This window comes from Solirubrobacter phytolaccae (assembly GCF_027587195.1).
GTDB classification, from domain to species: domain Bacteria; phylum Actinomycetota; class Thermoleophilia; order Solirubrobacterales; family Solirubrobacteraceae; genus Solirubrobacter; species Solirubrobacter phytolaccae.
The window spans coordinates 1-21649 of the sequence record NZ_JAPDDP010000001.1; the positions used below are offsets into that span (position 1 = coordinate 1).

Sequence of the window (21649 nt, forward strand, 5' to 3'; positions counted from 1 at the left end):
CCTTAGGCCTCCCGCGGCGACGGCGCGCCCGCGCGGCTGCTGCTCCTGCTCGGCCTCGCCGAGGCGCGGGCCGGCGACCCCGCGGCGCGTGAGCATCTCGCCGCGTCCGTCGAGTCCGCGGACCCCGTCGTCGCGGCGCGGGCCGCACAGGCGCTCGCGCGGCTGCTCGTGATCAGTGGCCGGGCGCACGAGGCGGCCGCCACGCTGGACCGCGGCATCGAACGGGTGCGCGGCGCCGATCCCGCGCTGGCCGCGGAGCTCGAGGACGACCTGTTCGACGGGCTCAACTACGACGAGGAGCTCGCCCAGGAGCGCACGCGGCGGCTCGCGAGCGCGCAGGCGCGGCCCGCCGTGCTTGCGCACCGGGCGTTCGATCGGGCCGCGGTCGGTGCGTCCGCGAGCGAGGTGCGCGAGCTGGCCGCCGCCGCGCTCGCCGACGGCTCGCTCTCCCAGCGCTCCGAGCAGCCCGCCGCGCTGTACGCGATCGAGGCGCTGATGGCGGTCGAGGCCGCCGACGAGGCGCGCGCAGCGATCGAGACGTTCGCCGATGTGGCACGGCGCACCGGCTCGCGGGTCGGCATGGGCGGGATCGCGATGGCCCGCGCGCGCTGGGAGCACGAGTTCGGCAACCTGGAGGCGGCACAGGAAGCGGCCCGGGTCGCGATCGAGATCCAGATGGCGCTCTCCGGCGGCGGGGCGACGCGCTCCGTCCGCGCCTCGCTCGCGGCCTCGCTGCTCGACGCGGGCGACATCGACGAGGCCGAGCGCCTGCTCGGCGACCCGCTCCTTGCGCCGGAACCACGGGACACGCTGCTGCCGATCTGCGGCTTCAACGCGCTGCGCGGACGCATCCTGCTTGAGCGCGGCCGCCCGCGGGAAGCGCTGACGGAGCTGGAGGCGCACATCGCGCTCGAGGACCGCCGCGGCTGGATCGCGTCGTTCCGCAACGCCACGCGCGTCACGATGATCACGGCGCTCGCCGAGGCCGGCCGGGTCGACGAGGCCCGGGCGCTCGCCGACGCCCAGCTCACCCGCGCGCGGGAACGGGACCTGCACGGCCACGAGGCGCGGGTGCTCGTCGCCGGTGCGCGGCTCGCGCTCGCCCGTGAAGCCGAGATCGGACTGCTCGAACAGGCGGTGGCCGCGGCGCGCCGCTCGCCCAGCCGCCTGATCCTCGCCGAGGCGCTCACGGCGTACGGCGCGACCCTGCGCCGCGCCAATCGCCGCGCCGATGCTCGCGACCCGTTGCGCGAGGCGCGCGAGCTGGCGCTGCAGACCGGCGCGAAGGCCCTCGAGAAGCACGCCCACGACGAGCTCGTGATCGCCGGCGCGCGCCCACAGCGCGTCGCCCAGCACGGCCCCGAGGGCTTGACGCCATCCGAGCGGCGCGTCGCCGAGCTCGCCGCGCAGGGCCACCGCAACCGCGACATCGCCGAAGCGCTGTTCGTGACCGCCAAGACCGTCGAGGTGCACCTCGGCCGCGCCTACACCAAGCTCGGGATCAGCAGCCGATCCCAGCTCGCTGATACCCTTAGGGGGTATGCAGCATGAGCACCAGAACCTGAACCGCCTGGCGTTCAGCGCCACGGTGCACTGCCTGTCCGGCTGTGCCGTGGGTGAAGTGCTGGGCATGATCATCGGCACCGCCTTCGGGTGGTCCGACGGCGCGACGATCGTGCTCGCGATCGCCCTCGCGTTCCTGTTCGGCTACACGTTCACGAGCATCCCGCTGCTGCGCTCGGGCCTGGCGCTGTCCGCGGTCATCCCGCTCGCGCTCGCCTCGGACACGATCTCGATCGCGATCATGGAGCTGGTCGACAACGCGATCATGCTGCTGATCCCCGGCGCGATGGACGCCACGCTGTCCGACGTCGGCTTCTGGGCCGCGCTGGCGGCCGCGCTGCTGATCGCGGGCGCCGCGGCCTACCCGGTCAACCGCTGGCTGATCTCACGCGGCAAGGGCCACGCGGTCGTCCACCAGCATCACTGAACGACCATCACGTGGATGGTCGCGAAGTCGGGGTCGCTCGCGCCGTGCAGGCGCGCGCCGACCGCCTTCAGCGACCGCAGGTAGGCGATCACGTCGTCCGTGATCCGCTCGCCCGGCAGCAGCACGGGGATGCCGGGCGGGTAGCCCGCGATCGCCTCGGCGCTCACGCGGCCGATCGAGTCGTCGACCGCGACCACTTCTGAAGCCCCCAGGAAGGCCTCGCGCGGCGCGACCACGACCTCGTTCTCGAACGTCCCGGTCGCGAGCGTGACCTCCTCGGTCTCGCCCGGCCGCTCCATCCGCTTGGCGATCCACGTCAGATCGTGGATGAAGCGCTCGAGCTCGCGCGGCGGCTCGTCCAGGCCGAGCACGAGCACGATCGTCGCCTGCGTGGCGAGCTCCACCTGCGTGTCGAAGTTCGAGCGCAGCGCGGCGGCCATCTCGTAGCCCGTCGCGCCCGTCCCGCGCACGTCGATCACGATCCGCAGCGGGTCGCGGCCCGCCACGCCGGGCCGGCCGATCTGCTCGTCGCCGACCACGCGGCAGCCGGGGATCTCGTCGATCGCCGCGCACGTGCGCCGCGAGGCCGCGATCGTCCCGCTCAAGAGCGCCTCGCCGTGCAGCACGAGCTGGCGCCGCGCACCGTCCAACGACGCCATCAGCAGCGACGAGGGCGACGTGGAGCGCACGAGCCGCAACGTCCGCGCGACCGCCTCAGGATCGATGCGCCCCGAGTCGCTCACGTGCAGCAGCGCCGACTGCGTCAAGGACCCGGCGATCTTGTGCACGGACGTGAGCATCGCGTCGGCGCCCTGCGTGAGCGCGCTCGGCGGCAGCTCCTCGTGGAAGCCGAGGTGCGGGCCCCAGGACTGGTCGACCACCAGCGGCACGCCCGCCGCGTGCGCGACCTCCGCGCAGCCCGCGACGTCCGCCGCCATCCCGTAGTAGGTGGGGGAGACGATGAACACGGCGCGCGCTTCGGGCGTCGCCTCCAGCGCGGCCCGCACCGACTCGGGCGTGACGCCGTGCGCCATCCCGAGCACCGGCTCGTACTCGGGCGCGACCCACGTCGGCAGCCCACCACTCAAGACGAGCCCGTCGACCACGGACGCATGGGCGTTGCGCTGCACGACGACCGGCGCGTTCAACGGCGCCAACGCCAGGCACAGCGCGTGGTTGCCCTGCGTCGCGCCGTTGGTCAGGAACCACGAGCGCGCGGCGCCGTACGCCTCGGCGGCGAGCTGCTCGGCACGCTCGTACGGCGTCGGCGACGGTCCGAGGTCCACGCCGTGGATGTCCTGCGGGATGTCCAGGCGGTGCGTCTGCCAGCCGAACGCGGTTCGCACGCCCAGGTCGGCGGCGTTGCCGGCCTTGTGACCGGGCACGTGGAAGCGGGTCGAGCCGCGGAAGCCGTACGCGACGACGGCGTCGAGATAGGGCGCGGTTGGCTGGTCGGGGGAAGCCATGGCGGCGTCAGCATGGCACGATGGGCGGGTGGTCGTCACCCGTGAATACGTCGATATCCCCGTCGGCGAGCGCTCCATGCGCACCTTCGTCACCGCTCCCAAAGCCGAAGGCGCCTGGCCGGGCGTCGTCTTCTACACCGACATCTTCCAGCTGACGGAGAGCTCGCTGCGGTGGGCGGTGCGCCTCGCCGGCTACGGCTTCCATGTCGCCGTGCCCGAGATCTACCACCGCGTGGAGCCACCGGACACCGTCCTCGGCTTCGACGACGCGGGCAAGGCGCGCGGCCAGGCCGACGCCGAGTCGATCACCACCGCCGAGTTCGACGAGGACATCGCGGCGGCGATCGACCATCTGAGCGCCCGCGGCGAGCCCGTCGGCGCCTCCGGCCACTGCACCGGCGGCCATCTCGGCTTCCGCGCCGCGTTCGACGCACGCGTGACGGGCACCGCGCTCTGGTACCCGACCGGCCTGCATGACGGCAAGCTCGGCAAGGACACCTCGGACGCGCTCCAGCGCGCGGGGGAGATCCAGGGCGAGCTGATGGTGATCTTCGGTACGCGCGACCCGCACACGCCGCAGCGTGGCCGCGACGCCGTCAGCTTCGGCCTGAACGCGGCGGGCACGAAGTACGAGTGGCACGAGTACGACGCCGAGCACGCCTTCGGGCGCGACGTCGGCCCGCGTTTCGACCCCGAGGCGACCGACCGCGCGTTCGCCGAGACCGTCTCGTTCTTCCGGAGGGTGCTGCGATGAGGCTCTACGACCACCCGGCCTCCGCCAACTGCCTGAAGGCGCGGCTCGCGCTCGCGCAGCTGGGCTACGACTACGAGCGCGTGCACGTCGACATCTTCGACCGCGAGCGGCCCGGCCAGCTGAGCCGCAACCCGACCAAGCTCGTGCCCGTGCTGGAGATCGAGGACGGCGAGTTCCTGGCCGAGTCCGGCGCGATCCTGCTCTACCTCGCCGAGGGCACGCCGCTGCTGCCCGAGCCCGGCCTGGCCCGCGCCCGCGTGCACCAGTGGCTGTTCTTCGAGCAGAACCAGATCGAGCCGGGCCTCGCGGTCGCGCGCTTCATGGCGCTGCGCGGGCTCGTCAACGACAATCCGCAGATCTACGCGAACCGGCTCTCACAGGGCCGGCGCGCCCTGAGCGCGCTCGCCCGTGGCCTGGCGGACGGCGGCCCGTTCATCGCCGGCGAGCAGTACTCCGTCGCCGACATCGCGCTCTACGCCTACGTGCACTGCGCGGGCGAGGCGGGCGTGGACCCGCGCGAGGACGCGGTCATCGCGGGCTGGCTGGACCGCGTGGAGGCGACGGCGGACTTCGTCAACGACCTCGAGCCGATGCCCGAGCCGAAGAAGCGGCGCTAACGGCTGCGGAGGAGGCGGCTCAGCCAGCCCGCGCGGCGTGGCGCGGGCGTGTACGCCGGCACGAACGGGGCGGGCGCGCTCGCGACGCTCTCGAACCAGATGGCCTCGTCGACCTTGGCTTGACTCATGCGACCTACGGTAGGCGGATGTCCGGCGCGCCCACCTATCCGAGCGGTCAGTGTTCGCAGTGCGACGGGGTCGGAGGAACGTCCAGCGCCGGGTTGCGGTCGAAGAACCCGAACGGCTTGAGCCAGAACGAGACGGTGTCCACGGGCATGATCGGCCAGTCCTCCATGCGCGTGATGTGGTGGATGCCGAACACGTACCAGAGCACCACGTCGGCGTCCGCGATCGGGCGGTCGGCGTCCGTCCAGGTCGGCAGGCCCTCATCCTCCGTTCGGGACTGGTTCGGGAACGGGCCGCACGGCCAGCGCTCCTCGCGGTCGTAGGGCGTGACCCAGAGCGTGTGGCGCAGCGCGCCCGCGTCGCGCAGGACGGGCGAGTCGTTGGGCAGCAGATGGGGGAGGGCGGCGCCGGGCACGAGCTTGTACGCCGTCGGCTCGCCGATGTGGTTGCGGGTCGCGCCGGTGACCTTCCACGCGCGCTGCGTGTCCCAGCAGTAGTCCTGGCGACCCTCCTGCTCGGTCGCGAGCGGGATCGAGCGCTGGGTGATCCCCAGGCCGTGGGGGTCGGCTTCGCTGTAGCCGCCCGGCCAGGTCTCGACCATGTGCACGGTGTTGCCTTCGGCGCCGTCGATGTCGAGGTCCAGGCGCGCGATCAGGAAGTGCTGGTGGTACGGCGCGTAGGTGCGCGTGTCGACCATCGTGCCGTGCACGGCCGGCTCGCCGTCGGGGAGGTGGCCGACGACCATGATCCCGGTCGCGCGCACGTGGCACTCGATCGAGCCGTCCTGATAGAGGCGCCAGTAGACGAGGTACTCGTAGTTGGCGACCGTGACGTGGATGCTGATCACGAGCCGGCGTGATCGTCTGACCTCCGCGCCGTGCTGATGGTCCACGTGCTTCCACAGCACGCCGTCGTCCTCCTCGTGGATGCAGACGGCGTTGGGAATCGTGTACGGCTCGCCCTTGGTGTCGTGCAGCGTCGCGTCGAGGTAGCGGATCTCACCCAGGCAGTCGCAGCCCAGCTCGAGCGACTGCGTCATGTAGCCGAGCCCCCACTCGCCGATGTCGTAGGCCGTGCGGCGCACGTGGTCGGGCGTCGGGTCGCGGTAGGGGACGACCATCTCGGCGAGCGAGAGCCGGTGCGCGATCGGCCGCTGGTCGAACTGCAACGTGTGCAGGACGAGGCCCTCGCGGTGGTTGAAGCCCAGCCGCAGCGACCACTTCTGCCAGCTCAGCGCATGGCCGTCGAGCTTGAACGAGACGCCCTCGGGCTGCGTGATCTCGACCGGCTTGATGTCCGTGCGTGGCGTCATGTCCGGCACGAAGCGGGGCACGTACTCGCCCATCACCGGCGGCCGGTCGACGACGAACGTGTCCTCGATCTCCAGCAGCTCCATCGTGTTCAGGTCGACGATGCAGTGCAGCCCGTTGACGGGGTTCGCGTACGGGTTGGCGCCGGGCGCGCTGCGGAACCAGGTGTCCGTCCAGCCGAGCCGGCGGCCCGCGTAGCGCTCCGGGACGAGGTACCCGCGGTAGCCCCAGACGTCGATGAGGACGAGCTCCAGGTCCGTGATACCGCGCTTGGCCAGCGCCTCGACCAGCCGCGGGTCCTGCTTGAGCGCGGCGTCGCACTCGTGCCACTCGTCGGGGTGCAGGCTGGGCTGGATGCCTTCGAGCCGCTCCATCGTCGCGGTCCCGTGATCGAGCGCGACGATCGCGCGGTACGCGTCACCGCTGTCGCGGTCCCAGCCGATGACCTCGGCCTCGCGCGGCGGCTCGGGGTCACCCTTCTCCGGCTCGCGCAGGTCGATCGACCCCAGCCGCCAGCGCTCCGTGACCCCGTGGTCGCGCCGCAGGATGTCCGCTGCGGCGCGCAGCTCGTCGGCCGATAGGGGGTCCAGCGGATGGGTCACCGCAAGGCGCGCTCCAGGATGTCCAGACCGCGGGCCAGCTCGTCGTCGGTGAGGGTCAGCGGCGGCAGGAGCCGGATGATATTCCCGTTCAGCCCGCACGTGAGCAGCAGCAGGCCTTCGGCGCGGGCAGCGGCCACCGCTTGCGCTGCTCGGGCGGGGTCGGTGAGCTCGAGCGCGAGCATCGGGCCGAGCCCGCGGACCTCGCCGATCACGGGGTTGTCGATCGCCTCGAGGGCAGCGCGCATGCGCTTGCCGAGTCGCTCGCTCTGGGGCCGCAGCTTGACGACCTCGTCGAGCACGACGTTCGCCGCCGCGCACGAGACCGGGTTGCCGCCGAACGTCCCGCCGAGCCCGCCCGGGCCGACCGCGTCCATCAGCTCCGCGCGGCCGGTGACCGCGGAGAGCGGCAGCCCGCCGCCGAGCGACTTGCCGGAGACGAGCAGGTCGGGCTGCGCGTCGTAGTGCTCGATCGCCCACACCGGGCCGGTGCGGCCGACGCCCGCCTGGACCTCGTCGTCGATCCAGAGGATGCCGTGGCGGTCGCAGATCTCGCGCAGCCGGCGCGGAAAGTCGTCCGGGAGCGGGATGAAGCCGCCCTCGCCCTGGACGGGCTCGATGATCACGGCCGCGACCGACTGCGGGTCGACGTGGGCCTTGAAGAGGTCCTCGAGCGCCTGGATCGCGTCGTCGGAGGAGATGCCGGCGTACGGGTACGGCGCGGCGGTGCGGTAGATCTCGGGCGCGAACGGGCCGAACCCGGCCTTGTACGGCTTGACCTTGCTCGTCAGGGACATCGTCAGCAGCGTGCGGCCGTGGAAGCCGCGGTCGAACGTGACGATCGCGGGGCGGCCGGTCGCGGCGCGGGCGATCTTGACGGCGTTCTCGACGGCCTCGGCGCCCGAGTTGAGCAGGATGGACTTCTGGTCTTCGCCGCGGCAGGGGGAGAGCTCCCCGAGCTTGCGGCACACGTCCACGTAGGGCTCGTAGGCCGCGACCATGAAGCACTGGTGCAGGTACTGGTCGACCTGCGCGTGGATCGCCTCAACGACCGCCTCCGGGTTGTGGCCGAGGTTCTGGCAGCCGATCCCGCCCGCGAAGTCCAGGTACTCGACGCCGTCGGCGCCGGTGATCGTCGCGCCCTTGGCGGCGACGGCCTCGATCGCGGGGGCGCTGACGCCGCGCGCGACCCAGCGCTCGCGGGTGGAGGAGATCTGGGTTGCGCTCATGGCCGCAGTGTCCTCCTCACCCGCGCGGACACTATTGTGCAAGTCACAAAGCTGCGATGCTCGTTTTAGCCGATCTACTAGCCGCCGACGAGCTCGGCCTCAAGCTCGTGGCCGGGGGCGCCGACGCCCTCGCGCGGGAAGTCGCTGGCGCGCACTCGATCGACGTCGAGGCGCCGACGCGGTTCCTCGAGCGCCGCTGGCTCATGCTCACGGCCGGCCTGCGGCTGCGCGGGAGTGCCGCGGCGCAGCGCGCGTTGATCGCGGAGCTCGACGAGGCGGGCATCAGCGCGTTGGGCATCGGCCTCGGGCTCGTGTTCCAACGGCCGCCGCGCGCGCTGGTCGAGGAGGCCCGCGCGCGGTCGTTCCCCGTGCTCGCGGTGCCGCTGGAGACCGCGTTCCGGGACATCACGAGCTTCGTCGCGCGCTCGTCCCTGTCGAGCGACCTGCACCGCTACCAACGGCTGACCGCGATCCAGCGCCACCTCGTGGACGCGCTGCGCGAGCCGGACCCGCGTGCGGCGATGGTCTCACGCCTCGCCCGGATGCTCGACGCGGGCGCGTTCGTGCTCGACGGGCCGTCCGCGGGCACGACGCCGGATCCCGAGCGCGTGCGCCGCCGCGTGGCCGAGCGCGAGTTCGAGGAGGACGGCTGGCACGTCGTGACGGTGCCGATCGCCGAGGCGGGCTGGCTCGCGGTGACCGCCCGCCGCCGCGTCCCGCTGGCGAGAGCGGCGGCCAGGCCGCGGCGCCGCTGCTCGCCGCCACCGAACGCCTGGCGGAGCTGGCCCGCGACCAGGAGCGCGCCGTCCGCGCGGCGCTGCTGGACGAGCTGCTGGAGCTCACGCCGGGCGCGGAGACGCGCGGCCTGGCCGCGCGCGCCGCCTCGTTCGGCGTCACGTTCCCGGCGCGCGTCGTGGTGGCCGACGAGCCCATTTCGGGGCTCCTCGTGACCCAGCACAAGGATCGATGGGTCGCCCTGACCCATGGGGACCTTGGGGGCCGGGCCATCTCAGACGTCGCGGGCGTCCCGCGCTCGTATCGCGACGCCGTGCTTGCCCTCGAGCGCGGGCTACCGTCGTTCGAGGCGTTCGACCTGCCCGCGCTGCTGCTGGCCGAGGTCGATCCCGAGCTCGTGCGCCCGCGCGTGGACGCGCTGCTCGATCCCTTGCCGGAGCCGGTGCTGGCGGCGCTCGTGGAGTACTTCGCGCGCGATCAGGACGTCGGCGCGGCCGCGGCCGCGCTGCACGTGCACCCGAACACGTTGCGCTACCGGCTCGGCCGGGTGGAGGCGCTGCTCGGGCGGTCGCTCAAGGCGCCCGCGACGGTCGCGGAGCTCATGCTCGCGCTGTCGACACGAGCCGCTTGACGTGAGGCGCGGCGACGCCGAAGACCACGACGGCCAGGGCGCTGGAGGTGACGAGAAGATCCCAGTTGCGTCTCATGTGAGTCATATCGACCTCCAAGGTGTCACGCGGGGCTTGGCGGGACCTTGGCTGGACGCAAGGACGATTACTACGGTTCTCCGCACCACGTTCGCCGGTTGAGCGCCGAGGGCTCACCTGCTGACCGCCACATGGGGCCTCCGGGCGGTCCGTAGCTTCCCCGGCCATGCGCCACCGCCCCCTGCTGACGACGCTCGCCGTTTCCACGCTGCTTACATTCGCCGCCGCTCCCGCCGCCCACGCGGACTGGCTCGGGCTCCCGGGCCTGAACGGGTCCAACGGGGCCTCGTTCGTCCGTGAGTACGCCACGGGCACGCCGCCCACGACCATGTACGCGGCCACCGAGGCCGGGGGCGTGATGCGCTCGGTCAACAACGGGATCACGTGGGCCCCGTTCAACAGCGGCCTGGAGAACATCCCGGGCGCCAAGGACGTCCGCAGCGTGTTCACGAGCGGCGCGACGGTCTACGCCGGCACGTCCGCCGGCCTGTTCAAGAACGCGGGCGGCGGCTTCCAGCCGGTGGCGCAGGGCCCGGAGGACGACCCGAAGAACCCGAAGAAGCTCAACGCGGCCGTCCAGGCCGTGTTCACCGGCATCCTGCCCGGCAGCCCGATGCTCGCGGGCGTCGCCAGCGGCGGCGTCTACAAGTCCACCGACGGCGGCGCGACCTGGAAGAAGCCCGCGCCGGGCAACGGCATGGTCGCGTCCGAGTCGGTCTGGAGCATGGGCTCGTTCAAGGACAACGGCGCGATCGTCTACGCCGCGACCCAGAGCGGCATCTACATCTCGACCGACTTCGGCTCCACCTGGACGCTCTCCAACGACGGCATCTCCGGCGTGACGCTGCGCGCCTGGGCCGACGACAAGTACCCGAACATCTACTACGCGGGCTCGACCGACGGCCTGTTTCGCTCGATCAACGCCGGCCTGACCTGGACCAAGATCCTCGGCGGCACGACCGTCCGTGCGATCACCCAGTTCAACGGCGTCGACACCAAGCGCATCTACGCCGGCACCGACGACGGCGTCTGGGCGGGCCAGACCGACCTGCACCCGCTCCCGGGCAAGGTCAAGTGGCGTCACCTGACGATGGCGGGCCTCGACAAGCCGATCATCTGGGGCCTCGTCAGCTACATCAACACGCCGGGCACGCTGATCGCCGGCAGCTCGGGCGGCGGCGGCTACGCGCTGACGCTGCTCCCGCCGATCTACACCGGCACCAAGCCGACGCTGAAGGCGGTCACGCCCGCCGCCGGCAAGACGCTCGAGGTCCAGACGCACGGCTCGTGGACCGGCACGCCGACGATCGAGTTCACCTACCAGTGGCAGGACTGCACGGACGGCACCTGCGACGACATCGACGGCGCGACCGACTCCGAGTTCCTGATCCCCGCGATGGGCAAGAAGTACCGCCTGAAGGTCATCGCCCAGAACGACTTCCCGACCGGCGGCCTGGCGGTCGCCTACACCGACCAGACCGCGTCGTCGGGCCCGAAGGCCGGCACGCTGCCCGGTGACAACCAGACGAGCACGGGCTCGATCAAGGTCACGCCCGACACCGCCTTCCCGCAGCCCGGGATGAGCCTGCAGGCCCAGAACTGGCTGTTCAACCCGGCCGCCACCTCGCAGTCGTTCCAGTGGTTCCAGTGCAACGTCAACGGCGCCGACTGCACCAAGATCGACGGCGCCGTCAACTCCACGTACTTCCTGACGGACGCCAACGTCGGCAAGCGCCTGTGCGTGGCCGTCACCGGCACGAACGCCTCGGGCTCCAAGACCCTCGACTGCACCGGCGTGACGAACGAGATCTTCGCCCCGAACCCGAAGCAGACGAGCGCGCCGACGCTCGGCGGCACGGCCTACGTCGGCCACACGCTCCTGTCCGGCGTCGGCACCTGGGCCTACTCCGGCACGCGGTTCGAGCGCCGCTGGCAGCGTTGCGGGGCCGACGGCGGCAGCTGCGAGACGCTCAACGACAAGACCGCGGGCTACGTCCTCAAGCCGGGCGACCTCGGCAAGCGCTTCCGCGTCGAGATCACCGTCGACTCCAACATCGCCAACAAGCTCCCGAACCCGGTCACGGTCTACACGCCGCTCAGCGACGTCGTCACGAACGAGCCGGTCGTCGTCGAGGAGCCCCAGAACGGCGGCGGTGGGGGCGACAACGGTGGCGGCGGCAACGGCGGTGGCGGGAACCCGCAGCCCCAGCCCCAGCCGCAGCCGCAGCCCCAGCCGCTCCCCGGCGACAAGGTCGCGCCCGTCCTGGGCTCCGCCAAGGCCGTCGCCACGAAGGTCAAGCGCGGCAAGGCGCTCTCGCTGAAGATCAATCTCTCCGAGGCCGGCTCGCTCAGCGTCGAGTACCGCAAGGGCAAGAAGAAGGTGACCTCCTTCAAGGTCAAGGTGAAGGCCGGCTCGACGAAGGTGTCGATGCCCAAGAAGAAGCTGGCGACCGGCTCCTACACCGCCGTCGTCACGCCCGTCGACGCCGCGGGCAACCGCGGCAAGGCGCGCACCGTGAAGTTCAAGGTCACGAAGAAGTAGCCAGCTCGGCGATCCGGCGCCGGATCAACGCCTGCTCGGTCTCGCTCTCGGTCAACGGGAGCGCGGCCGCGTAGGCGTCGCGCGCTTCGTCACGCCGCCCCAGGCGGCGCAGGAGGTCCGCGCGCACCGCGTGGAACAGGTGGTAGGTCTCGAGCTCGAGCTCGTCCACGAGCGCCAGCGCAGCCGCCGCGCCCGACACTTCCGCCACCGCCACCGCGCGGTGCAGCGCGACCACCGGGGTCGGCGTGAACAGGAGCAGCTGGTCGTAGAGCGCCACGACCTGCGGCCAGTCGGTCACGCCCTCGCTGTGGACCGCGTTGATCGCGGCCTGCAGCTGGTAGGGCCCCGGCGCGTTGCGGGCGATCAGCCGTCGCACCAGCGCCTGGCCCTCGATGATCATCGCCGCGTCCCACAGGGCGCGGTCCTGGTCGCGCAGCAGCACGCCGCCCGCGCGGGCTTCCCGCCGCGAGTACACGAGCAGCATCAGGGCGAGCAGCCCCGCGGCCTCGGGCTCGTCCGGCATCAGCTTGACCAGCGCGCGCCCCAGCCGGATCGCCTCGTCGCACAGCTCGTCCCGCGGCCCGACGTAGCCCTGGTTGAAGATCAGGTAGACGACGGCCAGCACCGCCTTGACCCGCTCGGGCAGATCCGCTTCCCGCGGCACCCGATAGGGAATGCGCGCGTCGCGGATCTTGCCCTTCGCCCGCACCAGCCGCTGCGCCATCGTCGCCTCGGGCACGAGGAACGCGCGGGCGATCTCCGCGGTCGAGAGGCCGCCGAGCAGGCGCAGGGTCAGCGCCACCCGCGCGGGCATCGCCAGCGACGGGTGGCAGCAGGTGAAGATCAGCCGCAGCCGGTCGTCCCGCACGGGACCGACCTCCTCGTGCGGCCCGGCCCGCTGGGCCGCGAGCAGCGCGGCCTGCGCGTGGCGGTCGTCACGGGACGCCTCACGGCGCAGCCGGTCGATCGCCCGCCGCCGCGCGGTGGTGATGATCCAGCCGGCGGGACTGGGCGGCACGCCGTCGACCGGCCAACGCTCCACGGCGACGGTGAACGCGTCCGCCACCGCGTCCTCGGCGACGTCGAGGTCGCCGAAGACGCCGACGAGCACGGCCACCGCGCGGCCGTGCTCGGCGCGAAAGGCATCTTCGACGCTCAACCCTGGAACGGCCGCACCTCGATCGGCAAGCCGATGATCCGCGCCGACTTGCGGCCCCACTCCAGCGCGGCGTCGAGGTCCTCGGCCTCGATCACCGTCAGCCCGCCGATGTGCTCGTGGCCCTCGGGGTAGGGCCCGTCGGTCATCAGCACCTCGCCACCCGACGCCTGCAGGACGGTCGCGGTGGACGCGGGGGCGAGACCGCCGGCGAACACCCACACGCCGGCGCTCTCCATCTCCTGCCGCAACGCCCCGAGCTCGCGGCCCATCGCCTCGAAGTCGATGTCGGCGGGCGGGTCGCCGTCGGGCTGGTGGACGATGAGCGCGTACTGGGTCATGAGAAGGCCTCCTTGGGCATCGTTTCACCCTCTACACGAACGGCATCCCGCCACATCGACAACCGCGCGAACTTAAACGTCCTGGACGTTTAGGTTCGCGGGTACCCTTGCCTTAGATGCCTGACGTGGCCAGCGCTCTGGAGCGTGCCGTGGCGGGCCTGGTCGAAGCCGTCGCCGGCGTCTCGGCGGGCTGGCTGGTGCTGGGCGTGGTCCTGCACCTCGCCAACCAGGTCGCGCGCGGGTGTGGCTGGTTCGCGATCGTCAATGGCGCGAGCGACCAGCCGCCGCGGATGCGCGACGTGATCACCGCCTGGGTGGCCGGCGCGGGCGCGGGCGGCGTGGTCTCCGCGCGTGGCGGCGACGCGGTGCGCGTGCTGCTGCTCGCCCGCCGGATGGAAGGCCGCGGCAACCGCGCGTTCCTGACCGGCACGCTCGTCGCCGAGACGGTGGGGGAGGCCACGCTCGGGCTCGGCCTGCTCGCCCTGGCGCTCGCGATCGGCGTCGGCCCGGACCTCACGCCGAGCGCCACCGTCGGCCTGTACGTCGCGGCCGCCGTGCTCACGCTCGTGGGCGCCGGGCTGCTCGCGCGCCGCAGCGCCCGGGTCTGTCGCTTCTTCACGCGCATGAAGGCCGGTTGCGAGCCGCTCAAGCACCCACGCACCTACGCGCGCCACGTGCTGCCGTGGCAGCTGGCCAGCCGCGTGCTCCGGCTCGCCGCGCTCGGCTGCTTCCTCGCCGCGTTCCACCTGCCGGCGACGCTCGCAGCGGTCCTGCTCGTCACGTTCGCCCAGTGCGGCGGGCGGCTCGTGCCGTTCTCGCCGGCGAGCGTCGGCACCGGCGTCGCGATCCTCGCCGCCACCTTCGGCCCGGTCACCGGCACCTACGTGCCGCCGGCCGAGCTCGCCGCGTTCTTCGTGGGGACGAGCACGGTGCTGACCGTGGTCGGCACCGCGCTCGCGCTGATCCTGACCGTGACTCAGGCTTCGGCGAACGCCGGCCCGAGGCTGGCGGGCGTCGGGCGCTTCACGCGCATCCGCGCCGCCATCAGCGCCAAGCCGTAGCCGGCCACGGCCGCGGCGATCCCGGCCACCGCGTCGAACACGAAGTGGTTGCCGGTCGCGACGACGGCGAGCGCGACGACCGGGCCCCAGAGCAGCGCGATCGCCCGCAGCACCGGGTGCTTGAGCGAGGCGAAGAGCGCGAAGCCGACGGCCACGGCGAACCCGACGTGCAGCGACGGCACCGCCGCCAGCTCGTTGAAGAAGCTGGTCGAGAAGTTCGACGTCATGCTCATGCCCGTCTGCGAGGTGATCGTGTCCTCGATCCCGATCCCCGCGAGCCGCGGCGGCGCGACCGGGAACAGGCCGTAGATCGGCACCGACAGCAGCCACGTCGCCAGGATCGTGTTGCGCAGCGTCGCGTAGATCGCCCACGAGCGGTTGTAGAGGAAGATCAGCACCGCCGGGATCACGCCGAGCTGCGCGATCAGGTACAGCCGGTTGAGCACCCACAGCACCCACGTGCCGTCGAGGCCCTGCTGCACCGAGGACTCGATGCCGACGCCGACCGCGTTCTGCAGGTCCACGATCCAGTGCGCGTTGTGCGTCGCGTCGGCGAGGTCGCCGATCGTGAAGAAGCGCGCGACGGTGTAGACGGCGTAGGCGAGCAGGAAGAGCCCGATCTGGATGCGGGCCCGGCGCGAGAACGGCAGCCGCAGGCCGCTGGCGGGGCGGAAGGTCGTGGCGGCGAGCATGCAGTGCAAGTTACGCGCGCCTCCATCCGCTTACAGCCGTGGAGCCACCAAAGCGCAGGTGGGGTCGAGAGCCATGCCGCCGGGGGTTATCCCCACCCATGTCGCCCTTACCCTTCATCAGGGACTTACTTTAGAGAAGTCACTAGGAAACTTCCATGAGAACGAGCGAGGGCGCCCCGAAGGGCGCCCTCGTCAGGCGAATATGCCGGTGTCGACTACGGAGTCGTCGTCGACAGCGTGAACGTCAGCGTCTTGCTGTACGTGCCCGTACGCAGCGGATCGTTCGAGTTCACGAGCTGCGAGAACTCGAGGTCGACGTCGTCATTGGCGACCGGGCCGTTCCACACGAGGAGGTTCAGCGAGGAGCCGATGTTGTTGAACGCCGTGCCGGTGTTGGCGGCGTTGCGGGCACGGCCCTGCAGCGGCTGCGGCAGGACGAACGTGCCGTTGACCAGGTGCCCCGTGCCGACCGCGGACGGATCGGACACGCTCAGGAGCGCGTCGCCCGCCGTGGAGGTCACGGTCGCCTTGGTCGTGGCGGTGTACGTCTTGGTGACGCCCGGCGTGAAGGCGCCGAACGTGCCCGGGGTGCCGAGCGTCAGCGTCAGCGTGGACGGAACCGAGCCGCCGACCGTGCCGTTGACCGGCACGTCCTGGCGGACGACGACCTTGAAGGTCTTCGGCGCCGAGGTGTTGCCGTTGGCGTCCTTGGCCACGCAGGTGACCGTGGTGGTGCCGACGGCGAACTTGGAGCCCGAGGCCGGGTCGCAGGTGACGACCGGGTTCGGATCCTCGTTGTCGGTGGCGGTCGGCAGCGTGTAGGTGACCGTCGTGCCGGACGCGTCCGTCGTGGCGGTCGCGATGTCGGCCGGGGCGTCGCCCAGCGTCGGGGCGACCGTCTCGGCGTCGGTGCCGCTGGCCGAAGCCAGCGCGCTGTAGCCGCCGAGCACCGGCAGGGAGACCTTGGACTCCTGCGTGTTCAGCGAGATCGCCTGCGCCGCGGTGGCGGACGTGGCGGACGGGTAGGTGCCGCCGCCGGCGGTGCCGCCGAACAGGTTGCCGACGATCACGATGCCGATCTGGTGACCGGCCTTGAACGTGTGCTCGGTGGCGAACGTCGGGAACTTGTAGTGGTACGCGGTGTTCGGCGTCAGCGGCGAGTTCGTGCCGACCTGGTACCAGAGCGACTCACGGTTCGACGAGTCCAGCGTGCCACGGGTGACGCGCCACTGCGTGACGTCCTGCGTGGGCTTGGTGACCTCGAGGTAGCAGGCCGTGTCGATCTCGCGGACCGACGCGGTGCACGGCTGACCGATGGTGCAGTCCGGGCCGCCGGCGCTCGTGTCGCCCCAGCAGGTGCGCGGGCCGGTCGTCGCGTTCGGCGTGGAGATGCCCTCGCCGTTGCGCGTGACCTGGGTGCCGGCGCCGTAGTCCACGAGGACCGCGCCGAAGTTCTGCTGCGTGCCCGGGACGCTGGCGACGATGTCGATCATCGGCGTGCCGGAGATGCGCACGTCCTTGGTCAGCGTCTTCGAGAGGAAGACGCGACGGTTGGCCTGCGAGCCGGTCGGGGTGCTGATGACCGTGGTCTCGTTGGGGAAGCCCGCGGTGCCCGTGAAGTCCAGCGAACGGGTGGAGCCGCCGGCGGAGCCGCCGAGCGTGCCGGCGCCGGCGGCGTCAGAGCCGCGCAGGAAGACGTCGACGTTCTGGGTGCCGGGGATCGGCCAGTCGCCGTAGTTCTTCCACGTGTCCTTCTCGTCCTCGATCGTCACCGCGGGCTCGGTCTCGATCCCGTTGTTGACGCCGTAGAGGTAGTGGTCGAACCAGCGGTGCAGCGTCTTGACCCACTCGGCGCGGTTGGACTCGAACGGGTCCGTGTGGCCGGCGCGCAGCAGCCACAGCTTGCGCGGGACGTTGTTGGCCTTCAGCGCGTTCCACCACTGCCACATGTGGTCCGTGCGGACGTTGTCGTCCTGGAAGCCGTGCGTCGCGAAGACGGCGGCCTTGACCTTGTTGGCGTTCAGCAGGTAGTTGCGGTCGTTCCAGAAGACGTTGTAGTCGCCGTGCGCGTCGCCGTCGCCGGTCTCGGCGTTGGCGTCGTTGGAGATGTCGTTGTTCTCGTCACCGCACGGGCCCGGGCTGGCCGGGTTGGTCGTGGCGCGGCGGTTCGGGAGCGTGACGCCGACCGGCGGGCTCGGGCCCGTCGTGACCGTCGGGTTCAGGCTGCCGCCCGGGTAGTTGGTGTTGTTGCGGATACCGCCGGTACGCGAGTACAGGTACCAGTCGGAGATGGCCGAGATCGGGACGATCGTCTTGAGGCCCTCGACGCCCGTGGCGGCGACGCCGTTGGACAGCGTGCCGTCGTAGGACTTGCCGATCATCGCGGAGGAGCCGTTGTGCCAGTCGGCGACGACTTCCTTCGTCAGGTCGGGCGTGGTGTTGGTGCCCGCCTTCAGCGCGTATGCCTTCACGCGGCCGTTGAGCCAGTCGATGACCGACTTCTCGCCGGCGATGTCACCGGGGCCGCCGTGCATCGGGCAGCCTTCCTCGGTGTACGCGGTGCCGTTCATCTGCGCAAGCACGTAGGCGTAGCCGCGCGGCACGAAGTAGTTGTCGTAGAACAGCGGCCAGCGGTCGTTGACGCCGTCGTTGTCCCAATCCGCCATGCACTGCGCCTCGTTGCCGCGGCACGACGTCGTGTAGTACGGGCTTGGATCGACGATGGCCGGCATCTTGTTGGTCGCGCTGCCTTCGCGCGGCCGGATGATGTCGGCGGTGATGAAGTCGTCCTTGCCGTTGTGGTCCTGGTCGATGCCGGGCTGGGGAATGAACACCCGCTCGCGGATCGCCGACTTGTAGTCGTAGACGGCCTTCGTCTTGCCGTCTTCCAGGACGGGGCTCTGCGCCTGTGCGGCGCCGGCCCCGAGTGCGAGCATCGCCAGCGTCAATCCGCTTGCGGCGAGCCCTCTCACCCCAATCCTCATTTGCCCTCCAGCTGTAGACCCTATGCCGTCCTCCGTTGACGGCTTGTCGGCAACGTTAAGGGGTTGTAAGCGGATCCGCCCTCGACGATTTGTCCACTGGGCGTGGGGATGGCTCAACACGCCCCGGCCGTGCAGAAAGCCTGCACGACCGGGGAATGAGACGCCGATGAACTACGGCTGAGTGGTGCTCAACGTGAAGGTGAGCGTCTTGCTGTAGGACCCCGTGCGGAGCGGGTCCTTGTCCTTGATGAGCTGCTTGAAGGTGATGCCCACCTTCTCGTTCGAGGTCGGGCCGGCCCACGTGGACTTGCCGAACTCGACGCGCAGCGGCTCGGCGAGCGAGAACGCGCCGTTGGTCAGGTGACCGGGCTCGGAGACCGACAGCGTCGCGTTGCCGGCCGTGCTGATCACGTTGGCCTCGCTCGTCGCCGTGTACTCCTTGGTGACGCCCGGCGTGAACGGGGCGAACGTCGCCGGCGCGCCGAGCGTGAGGCTCAGCGTGGCCGGGACGACGCCGCCGACCGGCGCCGTCGGGTCGGTGAACGCGCCCGACTCGGTCATCGCGACCGTGCCGCCGACGATCGGCAGCGAGATCTTCGACGCGCGCGTGTCGATCGTGATCGGCTGCGCGGCGCTGACCGCCGACGGCAGCGTGGGCTGCTGGGCCGACGTGCCCTGGCCGTACAGGTTCGCGGTCACGATGATCGAGATCCGGTTGCCGGCCTTGAAGATGTGCTCCGTCGGCTGCAGCGGGATCGTGTAGTCGTTGAACGCGCCCGGGACGACCGCCTTCGCGTCGGCGTACCAGTACGACTCACGCTGACGCGAGTCCAGCGTGCCGCGCGTGACGCGCCACTGCGGCACGTCGCTGATGATCTTGGTCGCCTCCGCGTAGCACGCGTTGTCGATGCCGATCCCGGTGGTGGTGCAGGTGGAGCCGAGCGTCGGGCACGGGTTCGCGTCCGTGCTCGTCGCGCCCCAGCAGGTGCGCGGCGCGTTGGCCGGCGTGGTGACGCCGTCACCCGAGCGCGAGGTCTGCGTCGAGGTGCCGATGTCGGCGATGACCGCCGACAGGTTGCTCTGCTCGGTGCCGAGGGCGGCCCGCAGCTTCAGGACGGCGGTGCCGGAGAGGCGGACGTCCTTGGTGAGCACCGGCGAGATGAACACGCGGCGGTTGGTCTGCTGGCCCTCGGGCGTGCCCATGAGCGTGTTCTCGGCGATGTTGGCGCCCGTGTTCTGGAACGTCAGCGTGTCGGCGGAGCCGCCGCTGATGCCGCCGAGGGTGCCGGCGCCCGCGGCGTCAGCGCCCGCGCGCAGGAACACGTCGGTGTTCTGCGTGCCCGGGATCGGCCACGAGGCGTAGTTCTTCCAGACGTTCGGGGCGTCCTCGATCGTCACGGCCGGCTCGGCGCCGATGCCGTTGTTGATGCCCTGCAGCTCCTGGTCGAACCAGCGGTGCAGCGTGTCGACCCACTCGGCGCGACGCTGCTCGAACGGGTCGGTGTGGCCCGCGCGCAGCAGCCACATCTTCAGGCGGACGTTGTTGGCCTTCAGGGCCTCCCACCACAGGCCGACGTGGTCCATGCGGACGTTGTCGTCCTGGAAGCCGTGGACGACGAAGACCGACGCCTTGACCTTGTTCGCGTCCTTGTTGTGGTCGCGGTCGCGCCAGTACTCGTTGATGTCGCCGTGCTCGTCACCGTCGAGCTGGTCCATCGCGTTGCGCACCGGACCACAGAACGTCTGGCGGGTGACTTCACCGGTCGGCGTCTGGATGAGCGGCGGGCGGGCACCCGTGTCGGCGTTCACGCCGGCGATGCCGCTGGAGAGGCCGCTCGGGTAGTTGTTGTTGTGGCGGATGCCGGCCGTCCGCGAGTAGTTGTACCAAGCGGAGATGGCGCTGATCGGGACGATCGTCTTGAGCCCGTCGACGCCCGTCGCGGCCGTGCCGTTGGCGAACGTGCCGTCGTAGGACTTGCCGATCATGGCCGAGGAGCCGTTGTGCCAGGTGGCCGTGCTCGCGGTCGTGCCGGTCATCGACGTGTAGCCGGGGACGCGGCCGTTGAGCCAGTCGACGACGGCCTTGAAGCCGGCGATGTCGGTCGGGCCGCCGTGGTTGACACAGCCGGTCGAGAACGCGGTGCCGAGCGAGTGGGCGGCGATGAACGCGTAGCCGCGCGGCACGAAGTAGTTGTCGTAGAACAGCGGGAAGCGATCCAGCGTGCCGTTCGCGTTGGTGATGATCCGCTGCGCCTCGTTGCCACGCCCGTTGGACGTGTAGTACGGGCTCGGATCGATGATCGCCGGGACCTTCACCGCCGGCCCGGATTCCTTCGGGCGGATGATGTCGATCGCGATCCGATCGATCACGCCGTCGCTGTCGGTGTCCGTGTTGGCGACCGGAATCCAGACGCGTTCCTTGGTCGCCTGCGTGTAATCGAAGACCGGTGCCGTCTTGCCGTCGGCCCCCACGGTCACGGTCGGGCTCTGCGCCTGCGCGACGCCGCCCCCAAGGCCCAGCGTCGCGAGCGTCAACGCGCCCGCGACGAGACCGCGAAACTTGAGTCCCATCAACCCTCCGTCGAAATCGACCTAACCCTCCAGGTCGTGAGGTTGACGTGAGAGTTACGTGATGTACACACCTGGGGCGTGGAGTTGACTCCACGCCCCGGGCGTTCAGTCGTCCGACGGCGGCGGCGAGAAGACGATCTTCTTGAGCTCGTCGACGATCCGGCCGCCGAGGCGCAGCGACGTCATGAAGCCCTCCTGGCCGAGCTCGCCGGCGTCCAGGCGGTTGCGCAGGTCGGTGATCGCGGCCCGGTCCTCCTCGGCCACGCTGTCCTTGCCGGCCTCGACGAGCACGAGGTGACGGGCCCGGCGGTGCGTGGCGGCGAGCCGCACGTAGCGCTCGCGCTCCTCCGGCTCGAGGCCCTCGAGCGGGACCACGACCGAGGCGCCCGCGGCGAAGCGCTTGGCCAGGGCGGCGTCCAGCAGCGTCTGCGCCTTGGCGTCGATCTCGTCCGGCGCGACCTTGCCCACGAGCAACGCACGGACCTTGTCGAGCGAGAAGATCGTGCTCTGCTCGTCGATCACGCGCTTGACGAAGCGGTCACGCAGGTCGCGGTCGGCGCACGCGATGACCACCAGCGAGCCGGGGTTGTAGCGCATGCGGTCGGTGGGGGAGAGCACCCGCCCGCGGACGGAGACGTCCTGCTTGCGGGGCGGCCGCTCGGGCTCACCGGCCCGGCGCGGGCGGTCCGAAGACCAGCCGCCCCGCTCGTTGTCTCCGATTTTCACGCTGCGCGGCGGCTGGGACATGCGACGTATTAAACGAGCATGC

Annotated in this window: 19 protein-coding genes; 8 read left to right on the top strand and 11 right to left on the bottom strand. The window is 71.2% G+C overall.

Features of this window, described 5'->3' with window-relative positions:
• The coding region (locus tag OJ997_RS00005) for a hypothetical protein (RefSeq protein WP_270022907.1) at nucleotides 1-189 on the bottom strand (189 nt) is incomplete at its 3' end.
• On the opposite strand from OJ997_RS00005, the gene OJ997_RS37260 reads away from it, so the two are divergent.
• Together OJ997_RS37260 and OJ997_RS00015 are read left to right on the top strand one after the other, a co-directional pair.
• Nucleotides 169-1551, top strand: coding sequence for a LuxR family transcriptional regulator (locus OJ997_RS37260; RefSeq protein ID WP_270022908.1), 1383 nt, complete (start codon nucleotides 169-171; stop codon nucleotides 1549-1551). The two genes, OJ997_RS00005 and OJ997_RS37260, sit on opposite strands and share 21 nt — an antisense overlap.
• Nucleotides 1541-1990 carry a DUF4396 domain-containing protein gene (locus OJ997_RS00015; RefSeq protein WP_270022909.1) on the top strand — a complete coding sequence of 150 codons (450 nt, stop codon included), beginning with the start codon at nucleotides 1541-1543 and terminating at the stop codon, nucleotides 1988-1990. Before OJ997_RS37260 ends, OJ997_RS00015 begins: the two co-directional genes overlap by 11 nt.
• Here the strand turns inward: OJ997_RS00015 and OJ997_RS00020 are convergent.
• A complete protein-coding gene (locus OJ997_RS00020) occupies nucleotides 1984-3456 on the bottom strand; it encodes an aminotransferase class I/II-fold pyridoxal phosphate-dependent enzyme (RefSeq protein WP_270022910.1) in 1473 nt (490 codons plus the stop codon). The genes OJ997_RS00015 and OJ997_RS00020 overlap by 7 nt on opposite strands.
• A gap of 28 nt (nucleotides 3457-3484) precedes the next feature.
• Between OJ997_RS00020 and OJ997_RS00025 the strand changes: the two genes are divergently transcribed.
• On the top strand, nucleotides 3485-4210 hold the full coding sequence (locus OJ997_RS00025) for a dienelactone hydrolase family protein (protein WP_270022911.1): 726 nt from the start codon (nucleotides 3485-3487) through the stop codon (nucleotides 4208-4210).
• The gene (locus OJ997_RS00030; RefSeq protein ID WP_270022913.1) at nucleotides 4207-4827 is read left to right on the top strand and encodes a glutathione S-transferase family protein; all 621 of its coding nucleotides are present in this window, start codon (nucleotides 4207-4209) and stop codon (nucleotides 4825-4827) included. Before OJ997_RS00025 ends, OJ997_RS00030 begins: the two co-directional genes overlap by 4 nt.
• Here the strand turns inward: OJ997_RS00030 and OJ997_RS00035 are convergent.
• The 3 genes from OJ997_RS00035 to OJ997_RS00045 are packed head-to-tail and all read right to left on the bottom strand — an operon-like array spanning nucleotide 4824 to nucleotide 8091.
• Complete coding sequence (locus OJ997_RS00035; RefSeq protein WP_270022915.1) at nucleotides 4824-4955, bottom strand: hypothetical protein; 132 nt, start codon at nucleotides 4953-4955, stop codon at nucleotides 4824-4826. The two genes, OJ997_RS00030 and OJ997_RS00035, sit on opposite strands and share 4 nt — an antisense overlap.
• A gap of 47 nt (nucleotides 4956-5002) precedes the next feature.
• The gene (locus OJ997_RS00040) at nucleotides 5003-6865 is read right to left on the bottom strand and encodes a primary-amine oxidase (RefSeq protein WP_270022917.1); all 1863 of its coding nucleotides are present in this window, start codon (nucleotides 6863-6865) and stop codon (nucleotides 5003-5005) included.
• Nucleotides 6862-8091 carry an aspartate aminotransferase family protein gene (locus OJ997_RS00045; RefSeq protein ID WP_270022918.1) on the bottom strand — a complete coding sequence of 410 codons (1230 nt, stop codon included), beginning with the start codon at nucleotides 8089-8091 and terminating at the stop codon, nucleotides 6862-6864. Before OJ997_RS00045 ends, OJ997_RS00040 begins: the two co-directional genes overlap by 4 nt.
• A gap of 56 nt (nucleotides 8092-8147) precedes the next feature.
• Between OJ997_RS00045 and OJ997_RS00050 the strand changes: the two genes are divergently transcribed.
• From OJ997_RS00050 to OJ997_RS00060, 3 genes are all read left to right on the top strand, one after another.
• Complete coding sequence (locus OJ997_RS00050; RefSeq protein WP_270022920.1) at nucleotides 8148-9041, top strand: PucR family transcriptional regulator ligand-binding domain-containing protein; 894 nt, start codon at nucleotides 8148-8150, stop codon at nucleotides 9039-9041.
• A 98-nt stretch (nucleotides 9042-9139) separates the two neighbouring features.
• Nucleotides 9140-9457: a helix-turn-helix domain-containing protein gene (locus OJ997_RS37265; protein WP_270022921.1), complete on the top strand. Its 318-nt coding sequence runs from the start codon at nucleotides 9140-9142 to the stop codon at nucleotides 9455-9457.
• Between the two features lie 242 nt (nucleotides 9458-9699).
• On the top strand, nucleotides 9700-12075 hold the full coding sequence (locus tag OJ997_RS00060) for a WD40/YVTN/BNR-like repeat-containing protein (protein WP_270022922.1): 2376 nt from the start codon (nucleotides 9700-9702) through the stop codon (nucleotides 12073-12075).
• Here the strand turns inward: OJ997_RS00060 and OJ997_RS00065 are convergent.
• Both OJ997_RS00065 and OJ997_RS00070 read right to left on the bottom strand, forming a co-directional pair.
• Nucleotides 12062-13234 carry an RNA polymerase sigma factor gene (locus OJ997_RS00065; protein WP_270022924.1) on the bottom strand — a complete coding sequence of 391 codons (1173 nt, stop codon included), beginning with the start codon at nucleotides 13232-13234 and terminating at the stop codon, nucleotides 12062-12064. The two genes, OJ997_RS00060 and OJ997_RS00065, sit on opposite strands and share 14 nt — an antisense overlap.
• Entirely contained in the window at nucleotides 13231-13572 is a 342-nt protein-coding gene (locus OJ997_RS00070) for a YciI family protein (RefSeq protein WP_270022925.1), read from the bottom strand. The genes OJ997_RS00065 and OJ997_RS00070 overlap by 4 nt, the downstream gene beginning before the upstream one ends.
• A gap of 116 nt (nucleotides 13573-13688) precedes the next feature.
• On the opposite strand from OJ997_RS00070, the gene OJ997_RS00075 reads away from it, so the two are divergent.
• A complete protein-coding gene (locus OJ997_RS00075; protein ID WP_270022926.1) occupies nucleotides 13689-14633 on the top strand; it encodes a lysylphosphatidylglycerol synthase domain-containing protein in 945 nt (314 codons plus the stop codon).
• Here OJ997_RS00075 and OJ997_RS00080 read toward each other — a convergent pair.
• The 4 genes from OJ997_RS00080 to OJ997_RS00095 all read right to left on the bottom strand — a co-directional run bounded on the left by OJ997_RS00080 (nucleotide 14549) and on the right by OJ997_RS00095 (nucleotide 21627).
• On the bottom strand, nucleotides 14549-15325 hold the full coding sequence (locus OJ997_RS00080; protein WP_270022927.1) for a phosphatase PAP2 family protein: 777 nt from the start codon (nucleotides 15323-15325) through the stop codon (nucleotides 14549-14551). The genes OJ997_RS00075 and OJ997_RS00080 overlap by 85 nt on opposite strands.
• 215 nt (nucleotides 15326-15540) lie before the next feature.
• On the bottom strand, nucleotides 15541-18261 hold the full coding sequence (locus tag OJ997_RS00085; RefSeq protein ID WP_270022929.1) for a CocE/NonD family hydrolase: 2721 nt from the start codon (nucleotides 18259-18261) through the stop codon (nucleotides 15541-15543).
• Between the two features lie 219 nt (nucleotides 18262-18480).
• Nucleotides 18481-20880, bottom strand: a complete 2400-nt coding sequence (locus OJ997_RS00090; RefSeq protein WP_270022930.1) for a CocE/NonD family hydrolase — start codon at nucleotides 20878-20880, stop codon at nucleotides 18481-18483.
• A 105-nt stretch (nucleotides 20881-20985) separates the two neighbouring features.
• The gene (locus OJ997_RS00095) at nucleotides 20986-21627 is read right to left on the bottom strand and encodes a hypothetical protein (RefSeq protein ID WP_270022931.1); all 642 of its coding nucleotides are present in this window, start codon (nucleotides 21625-21627) and stop codon (nucleotides 20986-20988) included.
• Nucleotides 21628-21649: the final 22 nt, after the last annotated feature.

What these genes read in the sequence shown, in the direction of transcription:
- OJ997_RS00050 (WP_270022920.1), top strand. Translation starts at nt 8,148, where the DNA reads ATGCTCGTTTTAGCCGATCTACTAGCCGCCGACGAGCTCGGCCTCAAG.
- OJ997_RS00045 (WP_270022918.1), bottom strand. Translation starts at nt 8,091, where the DNA reads ATGAGCGCAACCCAGATCTCCTCCACCCGCGAGCGCTGGGTCGCGCGC.
- OJ997_RS00090 (WP_270022930.1), bottom strand. Translation starts at nt 20,880, where the DNA reads ATGGGACTCAAGTTTCGCGGTCTCGTCGCGGGCGCGTTGACGCTCGCG.
- OJ997_RS00075 (WP_270022926.1), top strand. Translation starts at nt 13,689, where the DNA reads ATGCCTGACGTGGCCAGCGCTCTGGAGCGTGCCGTGGCGGGCCTGGTC.
- OJ997_RS00020 (WP_270022910.1), bottom strand. Translation starts at nt 3,456, where the DNA reads ATGGCTTCCCCCGACCAGCCAACCGCGCCCTATCTCGACGCCGTCGTC.
- OJ997_RS00030 (WP_270022913.1), top strand. Translation starts at nt 4,207, where the DNA reads ATGAGGCTCTACGACCACCCGGCCTCCGCCAACTGCCTGAAGGCGCGG.
- OJ997_RS00070 (WP_270022925.1), bottom strand. Translation starts at nt 13,572, where the DNA reads ATGACCCAGTACGCGCTCATCGTCCACCAGCCCGACGGCGACCCGCCC.
- OJ997_RS00035 (WP_270022915.1), bottom strand. Translation starts at nt 4,955, where the DNA reads ATGAGTCAAGCCAAGGTCGACGAGGCCATCTGGTTCGAGAGCGTCGCG.
- OJ997_RS00095 (WP_270022931.1), bottom strand. Translation starts at nt 21,627, where the DNA reads ATGTCCCAGCCGCCGCGCAGCGTGAAAATCGGAGACAACGAGCGGGGC.
- OJ997_RS00085 (WP_270022929.1), bottom strand. Translation starts at nt 18,261, where the DNA reads ATGCTCGCACTCGGGGCCGGCGCCGCACAGGCGCAGAGCCCCGTCCTG.
- OJ997_RS00080 (WP_270022927.1), bottom strand. Translation starts at nt 15,325, where the DNA reads ATGCTCGCCGCCACGACCTTCCGCCCCGCCAGCGGCCTGCGGCTGCCG.
- OJ997_RS00015 (WP_270022909.1), top strand. Translation starts at nt 1,541, where the DNA reads ATGCAGCATGAGCACCAGAACCTGAACCGCCTGGCGTTCAGCGCCACG.
- OJ997_RS00060 (WP_270022922.1), top strand. Translation starts at nt 9,700, where the DNA reads ATGCGCCACCGCCCCCTGCTGACGACGCTCGCCGTTTCCACGCTGCTT.